The sequence below is a fragment of the Coleofasciculus sp. H7-2 genome (genome assembly GCF_042747725.1).
Lineage (GTDB): Bacteria > Cyanobacteriota > Cyanobacteriia > Cyanobacteriales > FACHB-T130 > FACHB-T130.
In genome coordinates, this window is sequence record NZ_JBHZGO010000101.1 from 41,851 (window position 1) to 59,047 (window position 17,197).

General features: G+C 47.4%; 15 protein-coding genes. 11 read left to right on the forward strand and 4 right to left on the reverse strand.

Translation table 11 applies throughout. The features are described 5' to 3' along the window. Positions 1-39: 39 nt before the first annotated feature. On the reverse strand, positions 40-1,248 hold the full coding sequence (tyrS, locus tag ACFW2W_RS20340; protein WP_378182377.1) for a tyrosine--tRNA ligase: 1,209 nt from the start codon (positions 1,246-1,248) through the stop codon (positions 40-42). Positions 1,249-1,576: 328 nt separating this feature from the next. On the opposite strand from tyrS, the gene ACFW2W_RS20345 reads away from it, so the two are divergent. Beyond that, entirely contained in the window at positions 1,577-3,496 is a 1,920-nt protein-coding gene (locus tag ACFW2W_RS20345) for a transglycosylase domain-containing protein (protein ID WP_378182380.1), read from the forward strand. A gap of 43 nt (positions 3,497-3,539) precedes the next feature. Here ACFW2W_RS20345 and ACFW2W_RS20350 read toward each other — a convergent pair whose 3' ends face one another. Then, entirely contained in the window at positions 3,540-3,863 is a 324-nt protein-coding gene (locus tag ACFW2W_RS20350; RefSeq protein WP_378182383.1) for a DUF1825 family protein, read from the reverse strand. Positions 3,864-4,323: 460 nt separating this feature from the next. Here ACFW2W_RS20350 and ACFW2W_RS20355 point away from each other — a divergent pair, with 460 nt between their 5' ends. Both ACFW2W_RS20355 and ACFW2W_RS20360 read left to right on the forward strand, forming a co-directional pair. Beyond that, on the forward strand, positions 4,324-4,707 hold the full coding sequence (locus tag ACFW2W_RS20355; protein WP_378183025.1) for an NINE protein: 384 nt from the start codon (positions 4,324-4,326) through the stop codon (positions 4,705-4,707). A gap of 5 nt (positions 4,708-4,712) precedes the next feature. Further along, positions 4,713-5,261 (forward strand): helix-hairpin-helix domain-containing protein, encoded by a 549-nt coding sequence (locus tag ACFW2W_RS20360; protein WP_378182386.1) that lies wholly within the window; start codon positions 4,713-4,715, stop codon positions 5,259-5,261. Positions 5,262-5,344: 83 nt separating this feature from the next. On the opposite strand, the gene lepB is transcribed toward ACFW2W_RS20360, so the two are convergent. Then, complete coding sequence (gene lepB / locus ACFW2W_RS20365) at positions 5,345-5,869, reverse strand: signal peptidase I (protein WP_378183028.1); 525 nt, start codon at positions 5,867-5,869, stop codon at positions 5,345-5,347. 588 nt (positions 5,870-6,457) lie between these two features. On the opposite strand from lepB, the gene ACFW2W_RS20370 reads away from it, so the two are divergent. The 8 genes from ACFW2W_RS20370 to thiL all read left to right on the forward strand — a co-directional run bounded on the left by ACFW2W_RS20370 (position 6,458) and on the right by thiL (position 15,700). Continuing rightward, on the forward strand, positions 6,458-7,348 hold the full coding sequence (locus ACFW2W_RS20370; RefSeq protein WP_378182389.1) for an XDD3 family exosortase-dependent surface protein: 891 nt from the start codon (positions 6,458-6,460) through the stop codon (positions 7,346-7,348). A gap of 101 nt (positions 7,349-7,449) precedes the next feature. Further along, positions 7,450-8,898: an S-layer homology domain-containing protein gene (locus ACFW2W_RS20375; RefSeq protein WP_378182392.1), complete on the forward strand. Its 1,449-nt coding sequence runs from the start codon at positions 7,450-7,452 to the stop codon at positions 8,896-8,898. Positions 8,899-9,209: 311 nt separating this feature from the next. Further along, positions 9,210-10,262 carry an SGNH/GDSL hydrolase family protein gene (locus tag ACFW2W_RS20380; RefSeq protein WP_378182395.1) on the forward strand — a complete coding sequence of 351 codons (1,053 nt, stop codon included), beginning with the start codon at positions 9,210-9,212 and terminating at the stop codon, positions 10,260-10,262. An 87-nt stretch (positions 10,263-10,349) separates the two neighbouring features. Beyond that, entirely contained in the window at positions 10,350-11,423 is a 1,074-nt protein-coding gene (locus tag ACFW2W_RS20385) for a M42 family metallopeptidase (protein WP_378182398.1), read from the forward strand. Between the two features lie 70 nt (positions 11,424-11,493). Continuing rightward, complete coding sequence (locus tag ACFW2W_RS20390; protein ID WP_378182401.1) at positions 11,494-11,958, forward strand: CBS domain-containing protein; 465 nt, start codon at positions 11,494-11,496, stop codon at positions 11,956-11,958. Between the two features lie 96 nt (positions 11,959-12,054). Next, positions 12,055-12,720: a phycobilisome degradation protein NblB gene (gene nblB, locus ACFW2W_RS20395; RefSeq protein WP_378182404.1), complete on the forward strand. Its 666-nt coding sequence runs from the start codon at positions 12,055-12,057 to the stop codon at positions 12,718-12,720. A 901-nt stretch (positions 12,721-13,621) separates the two neighbouring features. Then, a complete protein-coding gene (locus ACFW2W_RS20400; protein WP_378182407.1) occupies positions 13,622-14,434 on the forward strand; it encodes an exosortase-dependent surface protein XDP2 in 813 nt (270 codons plus the stop codon). Between the two features lie 249 nt (positions 14,435-14,683). Beyond that, positions 14,684-15,700 carry a thiamine-phosphate kinase gene (gene thiL, locus ACFW2W_RS20405; protein ID WP_378182410.1) on the forward strand — a complete coding sequence of 339 codons (1,017 nt, stop codon included), beginning with the start codon at positions 14,684-14,686 and terminating at the stop codon, positions 15,698-15,700. Here thiL and ACFW2W_RS20410 read toward each other — a convergent pair. Further along, entirely contained in the window at positions 15,697-16,710 is a 1,014-nt protein-coding gene (locus ACFW2W_RS20410; RefSeq protein WP_378182413.1) for a type I glyceraldehyde-3-phosphate dehydrogenase, read from the reverse strand. The two genes, thiL and ACFW2W_RS20410, sit on opposite strands and share 4 nt — an antisense overlap. Positions 16,711-17,197: the final 487 nt, after the last annotated feature.

Below are 17,197 nucleotides of genomic sequence, written 5' to 3' on the forward strand. Positions count from 1 at the left end.
TTGACAACCGGCTGAATTTTACAATTGCACTCGCCCACCTTAACGTACAAGGCGGACAAATCGCTTTTTACCGACACTCAGGATGCGTCCGGCTAGCTGTTCGGGCGTGTCAAAGACTAGATCGATTTTGTCAACGCGATCGCCATCCAGTCGCACGCCTCCCTCTTGAATTCGCTGCCGTGCTTCCGAACTACTTTTACACAGACCGCTGGCACTGACAATATAGAAAAACTTAGCCGGAAATTGCACGCTCGAAAGCGAAAATTCAGGGACATCGTCAGTTTTTCCCTTCCTCGCTTCCTCCGCTGCTTCCTTACCGTGGTACTGCTTCACAATCTCGAAGGCAAGTTCTTGCTGGCGATCGCGCGGAGTTTCTGGCAGCCGATCCAAAGGCAGATCCGTCAGTAGTTCAAAATACTGCTCCAACAGATCATCCGGAATCTTTTCCAGCTTCTGATACATCGGAGTCGAGCGTTCTGATAGTCCCACATAATTGCCCAGAGACTTCGACATTTTCTTTTCACCATCCGTCCCGATCAAAATCGGCATCAACACCCCAAACTGAGGCTGCTGACCAAAATGCCGCTGTAAATCTCGCCCCACGGCAATATTAAATTTCTGATCGGTTCCTCCCAATTCCACATCCGCTTCTACCGCCACAGAATCATAACCCTGCATTAATGGGTAGAGAAACTCATGCAGATAAATCGGATTCTCTTGTTCAAAGCGGAGGGCAAACCCCTCCTTCGCCAGCATCTGTCCCACAGTCATCGTGGCGAGTAACTCCTGAATCTTTGCCAAATCCAGTTTGCTAAGCCACTCAGAGTTGTAACGAACTTCCAGCCGTCCCGGCGTATCAAAATCCAGAATTGGACGCACCTGATCCAGATACGTCTGGGCATTTTGAGCCACTTCCTCCGCTGTCAACTGGCGGCGTACCTCAGACTTCCCCGTCGGATCGCCAATCCGAGCCGTAAAATCCCCAAGAATTAAAACAGCCGTGTGACCCGCATCCTGAAGCGATCGCAACTTACGCATGGGGATAGTATGACCGAGATGAATCTCTGCACCCGTCGGATCGATCCCATACTTCACCCGCAAAGGTCGGTCGGTCTGCGCTAATCGTTGAGCCAAATTCTCCGCCGGGTCAGAAGAATCAAGCTGATTGGGAAAAATTTCGCTGACGCCGCGATAGAGCCAAGTGAGGGCTTCTGGAGGCGTTTTTGCCGATGATACACTAGCGGTCATGCTTTGCCAAAACTCAATCGGGTATGGTAACTAATCACTATATTTGTATTTGATGCAAGTCCAAGGCAAATCAAATTAGTATAATTTGCAAAAATTGTTAAAATTTCCATGCCCGATTAAAAAAATTTAAGAACAGGCTGCGCTTATGATGCTATAGCGGATCAGTTTCCTCCCCGGTCTGACCTCCCGACCGCATTCCCGGACAGATTCTAAAAATCGTCCGCCCTCCGGCTGCCCCTGGAAAGTCTTTGTAATTTCAATCAGCAAAGCCCTATCCAGTCGCGCAACACCCAAGTCCCACATTTTTTAGTGAGGAAGTGAAATCCCCGTGTCGTCTAGCACTATTCAAGACAAACACCCGCGAGAGCCAGTCCCACCGATTTTTAAGTTCATCCAGGGAGTCGGGAAAGCAACGGGCGGAACCCTCCTCGGCATCACCATGCTTACCAGTTCGGTAGTCGCCGGTGGACTGGTTGGATTAGCAATTAGCTTCCGTAACCTGCCAGATGTGCGCGTTCTCCGCAGCTACGCTCCTACTGAAACTTCTTACATCTACGATGTTAAAGGCAAGCACCTCGCCAGTCTCCACGGCGAAGCCAATCGCGAAATCGTACCTCTGGACAAAATCTCCCCCGAACTGAAGCGGGCGGTTCTAGCGATTGAAGATAGCCACTTTTACTTCCACCAAGGCATCAACCCGAACAGCGTTGGTCGCGCCATCAGAGCGAACTGGCAGAAGGGTGAGGTGGTTGAGGGTGGTTCCACAATCACCATGCAGTTGGTGAAAAATCTATTTCTCTCTCGCAAGCGCACCTTTAGCCGCAAAATCGCTGAAGCGGTACTGGCAATTCGTTTGGAGCAAATCTTTAAGAAAGACCAAATTTTAGAAATGTACCTCAATCAGGTGTATTGGGGTCACAATAACTATGGCGTCCAAACGGCATCTGAAAGCTACTTTGGCAAAAAAGCCGCCGACCTCAACTTGGCAGAGGCGACAATGTTGGCAGGGATGATTCAGGCTCCAGAAGACTACAGTCCTTTTGTCAACTACAAGCTCTCCAAACAGCGACAAGCGCAGGTGTTGGCTCGGATGCGAGAGTTGGGGTGGATTACGGCCCAAGAGGAAGCAGCCGCCCGCAAGCTAACCATTAAGAAGGGTCAGCTGACTTCTTGGCAAACCAGCGAACTGCCTTACATCACAGATGCAGTCGTGGCTGAGTTGAAAGAGCGCTTTGGCCCGGATGCAGTGCTAAAAGGGGGAATGCGAGTCCAAACTACCATCGACTACAAATTCCAACAGATGGCGGAACAAAAGGTCAGTCGTTGGCATAGAAGACTTCAGGGTTGGGGACTTTATAACAACCAAATTGCTCTGGTGTCAGTCGATCCTCGGACGCATTTTGTGAAAGCGATGGTCGGCGGGGTTGATTACGAAAAAAGTAAGTTTAATCGGGCAACCCAATCGCGACGCCAGCCAGGATCTGCCTTTAAACCTTTTGTTTACTACACGGCGTTCGCGACTGGCAAATATTCGCCCTATTCCACTGTCTACGATTCGCCAGTGAGCTATCGAGATGGTGGCGGCTATTACTCTCCCAAAAACTACGGCGGCGGCTACTCCGGTGCGATGAGCATTCGCCAAGCCCTCACGGTCTCCGCTAACGTACCCGCTGTGAAGATTGGGCGGGCTGTGGGGTTGGATAAGGTGATTGAAACCTGCCGGACGATTGGCTTTAAGAGTCCGATTGAGCCGGTGATTTCTTTGCCTCTGGGAGCGATTGGTGTGACGCCTTTGGAAATGGCTGGCGGCTATGCCACGTTTGCCAGTAATGGCTGGCATTCTGATACCACGTTTATTGTCCGGGTAACAGACAGTAGCGGCAATGTGTTGCTCGATAACACTCCTAAACCCCGTCTGGTTTTAGACCCGTGGGCGACGGCTTCTCTAACCCAAGTGCTGCAAGGGGTGATAAATGGCGGTACGGGGAAAGCGGCACAGATAGGTCGTCCGGCTGCTGGTAAGACGGGTACGACTTCTTCAGAGAAAGATGTTTGGTTTGTGGGCTATGTTCCGCAGCTGGCAACAGCTGTTTGGATTGGGAAGGATAACAACCGCAGCTTAGGTGGTGGTGTTACAGGGGGTCACTACGCCGCTCCGGTTTGGCGCGATTTCATGTCAACCGCTATGGCTGGTGAACCCGTGCAATACTTTCCATCGCCTTCCAAATTTGAACGACCCCGCTCATAATTTGAGATTTTGGATTTTGGATTCAATCCAAAATCCAAAATCTTTAGGTTTGCTTGGACAGTTCGGATTTCATCCGCTCTAGGGTGAGGTTCATTTGGTCAAACATTTGAGCTGGAGTGATGCCAAATTGACCAAGCTGGGTATGTAGCTGCTGCACTGTCATTTGAGCCATGAAGTCATCAGATAGCTCGAATCGCTTCATAAAGATGCGATAGCGATCCATCATGGCTTCCATTTGCTCAATGAAAATCTTTTTTCCTTCAAGATCAAATTTGCCGTAGTCGCTTCCCAGTTGGATCAGGGATTGATAATCTTCAAACAGCTGCTTGGCTTCTTGCTGAACAATTTCTGAATCAAAAAATCCCATAGCCTTTTCTTTTCCCCGTTAATGGGCTTCCCCGCCAAGGGGAAGTTTACTGCTTTGAGTATCATTTTAGTGCAGCCCAAAGTTTCCGTTATATTCGGTTTTCCGTATTAACGGCGATCGCGCTCTAAATCTTCGATCGCTTTTTCCCAATACTATTCGTCCGATCTCCCAGGATGCCTCTGTTTTGCCAGACGGCATCTAATCACCTAGCTTCCATTGACGATCTTTTAGTAAAGCCTATCCAGTTTCTGAGTAATGTCAGCGCCAAGCATCTACAAGCCGTACCAAGGGAAAAAATCAATATTATGGAAGAAGACAAATGCTTCCATCGCAAGTAACGTCTCGACAGGAGAATCCTCTGCTTTCCCTAAGCTTTTTTCGGGAAAATATGGCAGCGGCATCGGGAAGCAGGAAGTCAGTCTGCAAGGAGGAGCCAAGGGGTCATAAAGTGGTGCGTTTCATGTTAACAAAGGCAAAAAATCGAAAAGTTGCAGCTATCTTGGCGTTGGTGGGAACGGTGATACCCGTGGCTGGATTTCATAAATTTTATCTCGGACAGCCGCTGTGGGGTCTCGCTTATTTGCTCTTGTCGTGGGGAACACCGATTCCTCGGATTGCCAGCGCGATTGAAGGGTTTTGGTATTTAGTCCAAGACGGGGATGAGTTTGACCGTAATTTTAATTTGGGCGTGGAACCGGCTGTTTCTTCCGTTGGCGTCGATCCCGATCGGGTAGGTGCGATCGCAGATGCCTTGCGCCAACTGGACAGCCTGCGGGAAGAGGGACTGATTTCAGAATATGAATTTGAGCAAAAGCGCCGTCAATGGCTCGATCGCATAGCTTGATATCTATGGCACTTTTTGAATGGCTACCACCGACAGCTCGATTAAATGTGAATTTGCAGTCAATTCGGGGCAAGATTTTGAACGATCCCTACTACCGCCTGCAATCAACCCAAGAAATTGCGATCGCAGCTGAACTAGGTATCAAGATTGATGCGAATCAGGCAAGTGTAGACGATTGGCTGAGATTGCCGGGGTTATCGATTCATCAAGCGCGATCGCTTGTTTCCTTAGCTCGATCTGGCGTTAAATTTTTCTGCATAGAGGATATTGCGGCAGCACTAGGTATGCCGCCAGCTAGGCTAAAACCTCTAGAGGCAGTCATCCGATTTTGTTACTACGACGACTCTAGTTTGGCGACGCCGCAACTCATCAACCCTAATACGGCGTCTGTAGAAGAGTTGATGCAAATTCCATTTATTGACTCGGTTCTCGCCACCACAGTAGTGCAAAATCGTCTCGTTGCGGGGTCTTACCGCAACCTAGTTGATTTCCAGCAACGGCTGTCGCTTCCAGGAAATCTAACTGCCCAACTAATGCATTATTTGCGATTTTGAGTAAGTTATTGGGAAGAGTTATGAGTTTTAAGTTTTGAATTGAAAACATATAAAACTCAACATTCATAACTCTAAACTTTGACTTAAGTGAGACTAATCCGACTAAGAGGCCAGAAGCGGAAAAAGGCGCGACCAATGATATTTTTCTGGGGTAAGAAGCCCCAAACGTGGGAGTCGTTGCTGTTATTACGGTTATCTCCCATGACTAATACCTGGTCTTCAGGCACCAGCGCTGGCCCCCACTGATATTCTGGGGGTTCTGCGATGTAGTCTTCCTGGAGGGGCGAGTCATCCACGTAGACCTTGCCATTTTGAACTTTAACGACGTGACCCGGTGTGCCAATCACCCGTTTAATAAAGGCTTGGTCTTTAGCGTAGCCTTGAATTTGCAGTTTCTGGGGAGGGTCAAAAACTACGATATCGCCGAGGTGAGGTGCCTGAAAGCGATAAGAGATTTTTTCCACTACCAAGCGATCGCCCACCTGCAAGGTCGGCAGCATAGAATCAGAGGGGATATAGCGGGGTTCTGCAACAAATGTTCGGATAAAAAGTGCTAAACATAGGGCAATCAATAGAATTTGCAGATTTTCTCTTAATTGTTCCCATATTCCGCCTGCTACTGCATTTTTCCCTTTGTTTTCGCCAGGATCTACACGTTTAGGTTGCCCTTGTTCTGTCTTCTCAGCAACAACTACCTCAGTTTGATTGACTCCATCCTGGGAAGAAGCATCTGCCTGAAGCTCAGGCGGAAGTCCCAGTTGGGTCGAGTTTGAAGTAGCAAATTGTGGAGACTCGTTGACGGCTGCCAAATCCTTTTCCTCAGATGCCATAGAAGTTTCAACTAAAAATATCTGGCGTTGTTAGCCACAGAGACAGTCTTGGCTTGTTTCAGCTCTCAGCCAAGATACCACGCGACCTCCGGTTTAGATCCATTGGATTCCAGCAGGCTGTAATATTTCTCAATTTTTAAAGATTCTTCTTGTTCTTGTTTAACTAGATTTACTGAGTCTAAAAAGTAACCTCTATATTTTTATAAAAAAGTACTGACTTATATATACACTTTTATAATATTTTTTCGTTTTTGGGGTTTTGGCAAAACCTCAAAGTTCCGAGAAATTATCTAGAGACAATCAATAAGGTTACTGTTACAAATTAGGGAGGGACACAAATTTAGGGCAAAAAGGAGTTTTCATAATATGAAATTGCGTAATATTGCAACCTTAATAGCTGGTGCTACGGCAACTCTGTGCTTGATGTCTGCGACTGGGCAGCAGGCTAACGCAGGAACGATCTACAAAGATTGGAACTATGGAATTGATGCCTTTAATGATGGCTCTGGTGGCTCTGGTTATGAAATTAAGGGTATGGCAATAAGGGAAACCAGTGACAGCATTTTTGTAGCTCTGACTGGTGGTACGCCCTTGACAGGAACTTACGCTAGTGGCGCTGCTGACAAAAACATTGGTTGGGGAGATTTATTTTTCAATTTCACCGATCAAACTTTTAAAGCTGCCAGTGATACAAACAGTTTGTTTGGGATTCGCTTTGCTGGAACTAACGATTCAATGGCTTCCAGCACTGGCGTCTACAAAAATGTCCAAGCCACTACCGTCACTGGAGCGAACCAGGGATATAGTACTTTGAAGCAATACTATGATTATGGATGGAATCGGGAGAATACTCAAGGCACAGATATTGCCACCAAAGCTGATGCTTATGCCTACTTAGGTCAAGGCTCCATTCTGAATGTAATTGGCTCAGGTACAAAAGTGGGTGACATTACCATGCTCACCGCCTCTGCATTGAGTGCCGCTGGACTTGACTTTAGTCACTTTTTGGCAAGTGGAGAGCAAACCATTGGGTTCCAGTTGAACAAGTCTCTTCTTGGCTTTGGAGACTACGTTGCTAATATATTTCTTGAGTGTGGCAATGATGGCGTTGCAGTTGCTGGAGCAATTTTGCCACCAGCCCCAGCGCCTCACGAGGTGCCAGAGCCTACTGGAACTGCGGGTATGGCTTTAGTTGCTTTAGCGTTTGTAGGCAGTCAACTGCATAAGCGTTTTCAGGAGAAAGTGACGCTAGAGTGAGACTCTTAGAAAAATGTTATAGCTATTGAAAGCAACTAACAGGAACTTAACCAGGAACTGGAAACCGTCTTCTACTATCTGCGCTAGCGTAGATAGTGAAGATGTGTTCTCCAGTTTTTGCTGTGTTATTTTCTAAACGTCCTGTTATACTTACCGGATTTATCGGTTGCCTGCTGATTTCCTTAAGTGCTTGCGCTAACAGTCCTAATGGTGAAGCGCTAGAGCGATCGCTCGCAGCAGACCCTAAACTTAAAGACAATCCCGCTACGTTTGGTTTGCCATCTCAAAACAACTCTCAGAACGAAACGCTTGTCGCACTCCCCTCTGATTTCCCATCTGAGATTCCCGTCTATCCAGAGGCTCAGCTGCAAGAAGTCACGCCACCAACAGCCGATTCTAATCAAGGACAGAGCCTCCGTTGGACGACTTCTGACCCCAGCAACTCTGTCCAAACCTTTTACCAGAAGGAATTTCAATCGAATAACTGGGAAATTGTGAGTCAGCCAACTGAGACTGCCGAAGGTACTGCTACCCCGACAGATATCTTAGTAGCTCACCGGAATAACCTGAAAGTTACCGTATCCATCCAGTCGGGTTCCGGTAGTAATAGTTTTATCTCAACGCCCTCGCCGACTCAACCTACTGCCGCTAATAATGCAGCTAGTACCACACAATTTACCATTCAGTATGTCCGCGACGGCAGCGAAGCAACAGCACCGTCACCGAGTAATTCAGATGTCGCCAGTCAGCCAACTACTGAGGCAACTACCGGCAAGCCTGAGTCTCCCTCTGAACCCTCTGTATTTACAGATATCAACAAAGCACCCCAAGAATTACGTCAGCACGTAGAAAACCTGGCAGCATTGGGTGTACTTTCGCTCAACTCTGGTGGTTCCAAGAGTAATTCCGCCGCAGGCGAACAGTTTGAGCCAAATAAAACCATCACCCGCCGCCAGTATGCGCGTTGGCTGGTAGCTGCGAATAATCAGATTTATGCCAATAGTCCGGGTAAGCAAATCCGTTTAGCATCAGCAGATGTCCAACCGGCTTTCCAGGATATTCCCCGCAGCGAACCTGATTTTCCAGCAATTCAAGGTTTAGCAGAAGCAGGTTTAATTCCCAGTCGGTTGACGGGTGATGCTACCGCTGTGTTGTTTCGCCCCGATGCACCGCTTACCCGCGAAAACTTGATTCTCTGGAAAGTGCCCCTAGATACGCGCCAGACTTTGCCCACCGCTTCGGTTGACGCAGTGAAGCAAACGTGGGGATTTCAGGATGCAGGCAAAATTGAGCCGAAGGCGTTGCGGGCGGTATTGGCAGATTTCCAAAATGGAGAATTGGCAAATATCCGGCGGGTTTTTGGGTATACGACGCTGTTCCAGCCGAAAAAACCCGTGACGAGGGCTGAGGCGGCGGCGGCGGTCTGGTACTTTGGCGCTGAAGGTGAAGGGGTATCTGCTCAAGATGCTTTGCAGAGCCAGCGTCAACAGAGCCAGCCATCAGCGACATCTACGCCGGAGCCTACACCGTTAAGTTCTCCGAATCAATAAGCTTGACAATCAAAAGCAGTCAATGAAGCGATCGCAATTAGGCAAAGCCCTTGCTGGAGGTAAGCGATCGCTTCGTGCATTCTTTGGAATACAACAGCTCCCCTTTGAGAAGCGTAGGTGGAGGCAGTGTCAGAATCTATTAAAAAAATCTTAAAAAATAAATTATAGTACTGCCCCTGTGGGTTTTCACTGGAATTAGCCTTAAATTCACATAAACTTTACATTATTTGGCGATAAATTTGCAAGAACTTCATCCAAAACTCTATAGAGTTGGGGAAAACGTAGCAGAAAATACGGAGAAAAAGATAACCATGAAAAAGCAAGTTCTAGCCACAGGATTTGTGCTTTTTTCTTTCCTATTGCCACTTAAAGCAGTAGCGGCGTCCTTTGATAAAATTTACGTCTTTGGTGACAGCCTCTCAGATACTGGCAATGTGTTCAATCTTACGCAAGGATTCTTTCCCCAAACTCCACCCTACTATCAGGGACGTTTTTCTAATGGCCCGCTCTGGGTGGAGGCTTTAGCCGATAAGTTGGGATTAGCTCCGGCTCTGTTCACTAACCTTGGAGGAAGTGCTAGCTCTAGCGACGGCATTAACTTCGCTTTCGGTGGTGCTACCTCAGGAAGCAGTAACGTCGCTGGTTCGCTTTTACCGGGATTGCAGACGGAAATCAATTTCTTTAAGAGTGGTTTGGCGGCAACCAATCAATCTGCTGACTCAGAAGCTCTATATATAGTCTGGGCAGGTGGCAATGATTACCTCGGTGGTGGCGTTACAAATCCGACTGAGCCAGTCAAGAATATATCGGCGGCGGTGACATCGCTTTTCAACGTTGGCGCTCGAAATTTCCTCGTGGCTAACTTACCAGATTTGGGAAAGGCTCCCATCGGTCTTAGTGGTGGTAGTAATGTGTCCAACGGTCTCAGCCAGTTGACCGGATTACATAACTTGGGCTTGAGCCAGACTCTTGCTAGTTTGAGCCAGTCATTAAACGGAATCAACCTCAAATCTCTCGATATCAATTCTTTATTTAACAATGCGATCACAAATAAAGAGAAATTTGGTTTCACAAATGTGACTGGCTCTTGCCTAACCAACTACAATTTTCCCTTTGATTTGAACTACGATGTATGCGATAACCCAGACAGTTTTTTGTTCTGGGACGACATCCATCCCACAACCGCTGGTCATAAGCTAGTGGCAGACTTAGCATTTGCAGCGCTGACACCAGCGCCCGAACCTCAAAAAAGCGTTCCGGAACCGGCTTCTGCATTGGGGATATTAGCCTTCGGTGCTTTAGGGGCGAGTTCGCTGAGGCGGCGCAAACAGAAAAAAGCCAGCTCAATAAAGACTGAAGTATAAAGGATGAAGGCTCAAGGATGAAGGAGTTCATGTTAAGGCTAAATTTCACCGTTCATCCTTGATATTTCACACTTCATACTTTTAAGCATGACTTTGTTGGATTACGACAATCTGTTTAACACTATTGAAGAGTTAGTGCTGCACCATTCTCCCAGCGGTGCGGAGGAAGAAATTGACCAATTGTTGATGAGTCGATTTAAAGCGCTGGGAGTGGAAGTTTGGCAGGATAATGCCGGAAATATCATTGCCAAAATAGCCGGTCAAAAGCAAGAGAGAGGCATCGCCATCACTGCCCATAAAGACGAAATTGGCGGCATTGTCAAACAAGTCGGCGACGAGGGACGGGTGGAAGTACGGAGGCTGGGCGGCGCGTTTCCGTGGGTTTATGGCGAGGGCGCTGTAGACTTACTGGGAGACGAGCAAACAATTACTGGGATTCTCTCTTTTGGATCGCGCCACATCTCCCATGAATCCCCCCAAAAATCCCAGCAGGAAGACAAACCAGTGCGCTGGGAAGATGCTTGGGTGGAAACCAAATGCACGCCCGAAGAACTAGAAATAGCGGGAATTCGACCGGGAACCCGAATGGTGGTGGGGAAGCATCGCAAGCGTCCCGTGCAGTTGAAGGATTGGATTGCCAGCTATACGCTGGATAATAAGGCGTCTGTAGCGATTTTGTTAGCGCTGGCTGAAACGGTAAAGCAGCCTCCAGTTGATATTTATCTGGTGGCTTCTGCGAAGGAGGAAGTTGGCGCAATTGGGGCAATGTACTTTACTCAGAAGCAACGTGTGGATGCTTTGATTGCGCTGGAAATCTGTCCTTTGGCTCCCGAATACCCAATTGCCGATGGGATTGCGCCGGTGTTGCTTTCCCAAGATGGCTATGGAATCTACGATGAAGCTTTAAATCGTCAGTTGCGGCAAGTTGCCAAGAATCTGAATATCCCTGTGCAATTGGCGACGTTGAGTGGTTTTGGCAGCGATGGCTCAATTGCTATGAAGTTCGGTCATGTCGCCCGTGCTGCGTGTCTGGCGTTTCCGACGCAAAACACGCATGGCTATGAGATTGCACATTTAGGCGCGATCGCTAACTGTACACATATCCTGTGCGCCTACTGCGAAACCGACTTTAGCCATTCGTCAACAGCACCTGATAACTGACAAAGGACAATTGATCCCTGCAATTCCTTACAATTAAGCCAGTGATCCTGTGATAGCAGTTAAGCCTTGTATGCCCAAAACTGTAGCCGACGTTATGAGCCGCGACCCGATCGTGGTACGGACTGAAACACCTCTCAAGGAGGCCATCCAAATCTTGGCGGAACGACACATCAGCGGTCTGCCAGTAGTCGAGCAAACTGGCAAATTGGTGGGCGTTATCTCGGAAACTGACTTGATGTGGCAAGAAAAAGGGGTGACTCCCCCGGCTTACATCATGTTTCTAGATAGCGTGATTTACCTGCAAAATCCAGCCACCTTTGAACGAGACTTGCACAAGTCTCTGGGGCAAACGGTTGGGGAAGTGATGACCCACGATGCGATTACCATTACAGCGGACAAACTTTTACGGGAAGCCGCTGCGCTGATGCACGAGCGAAATGTTCGCCGCTTGCCGGTGATTGATAAAAATGGTCAGGTGATTGGTATCCTCACCCGTGGGGATATTGTGCGGGCAATGGCATCTGAGATCGATTAATCCTGGTCATTAGTCATTGGGAGGAAGCCGCAAAGGACTAATGACTAATGACTCATAACGAGTGACAACTGAAAACTAATCAATAATCAAATAATAATGAGCATTACCCCTGAGTCTGTTAGAGAATTGCTGGGTTCAGAAAATTTTGGCGATCGCATTCGTGGCATTAACCAGCTGCGCCAGCTGGAACGGGCGATCGCATTTGAGCTGGTACAACCAGCCGTGACGGACAGCAATACCCGCGTCAGATATGCCGCTGTCAGCCAGATGGATACCCTGGGACAAGAAGATTTACAAAAATCTTTGACCGTTTTGCGCGATCGCTTGTTCAATGACTCGGAAGCAGATGTCCAAGCTGCCGCTGCTGATGCTTTGGGAGCGCTACAGTTAAAAGAAGCCTTCGATGACTTGCAGCAAGTTTACAACCAAACCCCTGAGTGGCTCGTCAAGTTCAGCATTGTTGCTGCTTTGGGAGAAATGGGCGACAGCAGAGGGTTTGAACTACTAGAAGAAGCTCTCACCTCTGGTAACGACTTAGTACAAACTGCTGCTATCTCTTCTCTGGGAGAATTGGGAGATCCGCGTGCAGTTCCCCTCATCGTTCCCTATTCCACCCATTCGGATTGGCAGATCCGCTACCGGGTGGTACAGGCGCTCAATCGCCTGGGTGGAGCAGAAGCACGCTCGACATTAGAAGCTCTAGCGAATGATCAAGTCGAGCAAGTAGCCCAGGAAGCACAAACTTGTTTAAAATCCGCTTGAATAGCCGGTTAAAGTAACCCTAAAATTTCCCTAGTCTGATAGAATCCGTTTTCTTTGCTGGAAGTTGAACGGGCGAAGCATTCCTCTCCTTAACCAGGGGTTTATCCCCAAATTGGGAAAGGCTTCGCCCGTTTTTGCATCCATTTTTTTAAGTATTTTCTCCTACTAACTATTAACTCCAGCCGTTTTCAAAGCCATTTTCTCAGTATTTCCCGCAGTTAAACTATTCCGTTGTCAGTAATTTCTCGGTTATTTTATTTGGCTCTTCCGTAGTTGGTATGCTAAATTTATAGTCAAGAAGCGCCACAAGCTATACTAGCCATGAATTTAAGCCAATTTAGCGTTTATTAAATAGAAAATACAGTCCAAAATCGTTATACCTTGCTAGGTAAGCCTTTCAAGTTTTGGAATCAACTTTTTAGCATACCAAGTAATGAAGAGCCTTTTATTTTCTTTAAATAATAGAAATTTAGTAAGCCGTAGTTTCCCGGAAATTTTATAGATTGTTTTTATTTAATCGTAAAAAATCCGGATACATATATATTCTTAGCCCCAGACCTTTACTTCACTCCAGCTTTACAAGTTTCTGTAGAAACTACGGGTGATGTTAAAGAGTCAGTAAAGATACGTCCGAATGATTGCTATCCGCTCGGAGGATTCCCTATATTAGGAATAACAAAGCCAAGCATATTTACGCGGTCTCCTGAGTTTGCTACTAAAAGCTAGAGTCATCTCTTAGATAACCATTCTTCGTTCATCAGGTGCTTAAGTAGTTTCCAACAAAATCATCCGGAACACTCAAGCAAACTACTAGGTTCAACTAAAAAATAGCAACAAAACTCAAACGCTGAATATGCGGAAATTTAAAATCCTAAACTTCGGATCAATTAAGGTGAACCAGATGAAACTTCAACAGACTTCAGCCTTCATCAGCTTAATGGCTGGCAGCCTTCTAGCTTTTGGTGCAACTTCGGCTCAGGCTTTTGCTCCCTTCACGTTCGATACCACCTTTTCTCCAAATCCTGCTGACCCCAAAAAGGATATCAAGCTAGAGGCAGTTACTTTTGATTCCACTACGATCAAAGACTTCTCTCTAGTTACAGGTGCCAAAATTATCCAAAATGACCTGAAAAATTTCGGTCCTGGCAGTTCCGACCACGGAGATGATACTGTAAGCGATCCGTATCTGCCGGAGGGACCTAGAAAGGAACACCCCGCTGCTGCTGATATCGTTGCTAGCCTAGGCAACTTGAATCTCAACAGCATCATTGACACTGAAGATGACTATGGAACATCTATAATCGAAGTTTTCTTCGGGAAGGCAACAGACACATTCTTCTTCTTTGAAAGAGGCAATCCGAAGCCTGGGGCTACTCAGACAGCTGGGAACAGCGATCTAAAGGTTGATTCTCTGGATAAATTTGGAAACGTGCTAGAAACGTTCACGATTACCAGAAATATGTGGACGGATGCTGGCTACAGTATCAACACCAAAGAAATCAACGAAAATCAGAAGGTTGGTTCTTTAGGTCTGAAGGGGTCACAGAAGGCTGTTGGTCTCCGGCTGTCAAGCTTCAAGGGCTTTAACGGTCCTGACTATAAGGTAGTAGCTACCAAAGACGTGCCTGAACCAGCAACCTTGGCGGGTTTAGGAATGGTAGCAGGTGCTTTAGTGGTTTCTCGCCGCCGCCGTCAAGCTGCTAAGGTTTCCTAATTCTCAATTTTTTAAACAACGCACATATTAATCGGGATTAGATGCTGAACAAGCCTTCTAGTCCCAATTTTTTTTGCCAATTTAGAGAGGATTGGGGTGAGGCAGATTGGTACACCCCAGATATTGTCATTTTGAGATCAGCCTAGACAATTGCTGGTAGCGACGACAGATGTGTTGCTGGATGAGTAGATTTTAGCGATCGCGTTTCTTCTAGCCGCTAAACTATCAGACACTGAATAGTTTAGATGCATGAAAATTCGAGATATTGGAGAACAAGGTTTATTAGAAAGATTGCAGCGCTTTTGTCCGCCGGAAGTTGTGGGGGATGATGCGGCGGTGATGACCATTCAGCCCGGTCAAGAATTGGTAGTGACGACAGATTTACTGGTAGATGGAACTCATTTTAGCGATCGCACCACTTCCCCAGAAGACGCTGGTTGGCGTGCCGCAGCTGCCAATTTATCCGATCTAGCCGCAATGGGGGCACTTCCTCTAGGCATTACTGTAGGTTTGAGCGTCACTGGTGATACACCTGTCACCTGGGTTGAGCGACTCTATCAGGGACTCACCGAATGCCTGCAACAATACAACACAGCCATCGTCGGCGGCGATATTTGCCGCTCATCGGTGATTACCGTCGCGATTACCGCCTTTGGTCAAGTTTCCCCAACTCAGATCCTTCGGCGCTCAAATGCTCAGGTAGGGGATGCCATTGTCGTCACTGGCGTTCACGGAGCCTCACGAGCTGGTCTAGAATTACTGCTTCACCCAGAGTTGGGTCAACACCTCAGTGACACTGAGAAAGCATCTTTAATCGAAGCTCACCAGCGTCCCAAGCCCAGGCTAGATGTGTTGCCGCTTTTGTGGGAAATTTTAGATTCCCCATCCAAAATCCAAAATCCAAAATCTAAAATGCTAGTGGCTGGCATGGACAGCAGCGACGGTCTAGCAGACGCCATTGTGCAAATCTGCCGGTGTAGTCGAGTGGGCGCCTATGTCGAGCGCGGTGAGATTCCCCTGACTCATGCCCTTACTCAGCTCGTGCCTGCCGAACAAGCTCTGAACTGGGCTTTATACGGTGGTGAAGACTTTGAACTGGTGCTGTGCTTACCTCTAGAAAAAGCCCAGGCGTTAATAAAACGACTGGGCAAAGGAGCAGCTGTGGTCGGCAAAATTACTACCGGCTCAAACGTCTTATTAGTAGACTCCACCGGCGTCTATCCCGACCAACAACTCACCCTAAGCCAAGGATTTCAGCATTTTTAAGCTTTCCACTTCTGACCCATCAGTTCAGCCAAGTCTACAACCCGCTGACTGTAACCCCACTCGTTGTCGTACCAAGCGATAACTTTAACCAGGTCTCCGCCCATAACCATCGTCAGACTGGCATCCACAATGGAAGAAGCATCGCTACCCCGATAATCGCTGGAGACTAGCTCCAGTTCGTTGTATTCCAGAATGCCTTTCATCGGGCCTTCAGCAGCAGCTTTCAGCGCTTGGTTCACTTCATCAGTGAAGGTCTGCTTCTCGACTTGAATCACCAAATCCACTACGGAAACGTTTGGAGTTGGCACCCGCAAAGCAATCCCATTCAGCTTGCCCTTCAGCTCTGGCAACACCAAAGCTACTGCTTTGGCGGCACCCGTTGAGGTGGGAACAATGTTGAGCGCTGCCGCCCGTGCCCGCCGCAAATCCCGGTGAGAAGCATCCAGTAAACGCTGGTCGCCGGTATAGCTGTGGGTGGTGGTCATCGTGCCTTTGATAATGCCGAACTGTTCGTGCAGCACTTTGGCAACGGGCGCTAGGCAGTTGGTGGTGCAGCTGGCATTGCTGATCACAACATGCTTGTCGTGGTCATAGTCTTTATCGTTGACGCCTACCACAAAGGTGCCGTCATCGTTTTTACCGGGAGCGGTAATCAGAACTTTCTTAGCTCCAGCGTTTAAATGCTTGGATGCCCCTTCCTTGCTGGTAAAGACGCCAGTTGATTCGATAATTAGGTCAATTTCCCAATCTTTCCAAGGCAAGTTTTCTGGGTTGCGATCCGATGTGCATTTGATCGTTTTGCCGTTAACAGTGATGGAGTTGTCATCGTAACTGATATCAGCGTTAAACTTCCCCAGCATGGAATCATATTTCAGCAAGTGGGAGTTGGTTCTTGGGTCAGAAGTGTCATTGATAGCGACGACTTCTATATTGCTATTTTCCCGACCCAGCCAGCATCGCATAAAGTTACGTCCGATGCGTCCAAAACCGTTGATCGCTACTCTAATCACAGCGTCTTGCCCTCTGTCTGGTGACCTACAGTATTTTCCTGTTAATGACCCCAATCATATCGCAAAGGCTGAACAATTCTACCTAGTGGTTTGCAGCGATTCTCCTCAATCGAATTTGGTTGGGATCTCGCAAAGGAGCGTTTTTACCGGGGAGAGGACAAAAGTTGGGGCAAGAGGGCGACGAGCAGCGTGTTACATAGCATCTCGATCGCATACAATTTTGCGGCAGTTCTGAAATCCCATCGCCAGAGATTAGGGGAAGCGTAGCAAGTCGAGGCTCAAATTAACCTATTCAGAAGCTTTTGCAGATTAAATTTTGGTCAAAACTATTATTTTGTTAGTTTTTTCTCGCATTTAAGCGATTAAGCTTTTAATTTCATTGCGTATTTTCTTGTTAGTCTCTACAAAAATTCGTAGCTATTTTTAGAATGAATAGCACCTAAAAGCATACGATGAAGAATTTCAATTTTTTGCTGGCGGTAGCATT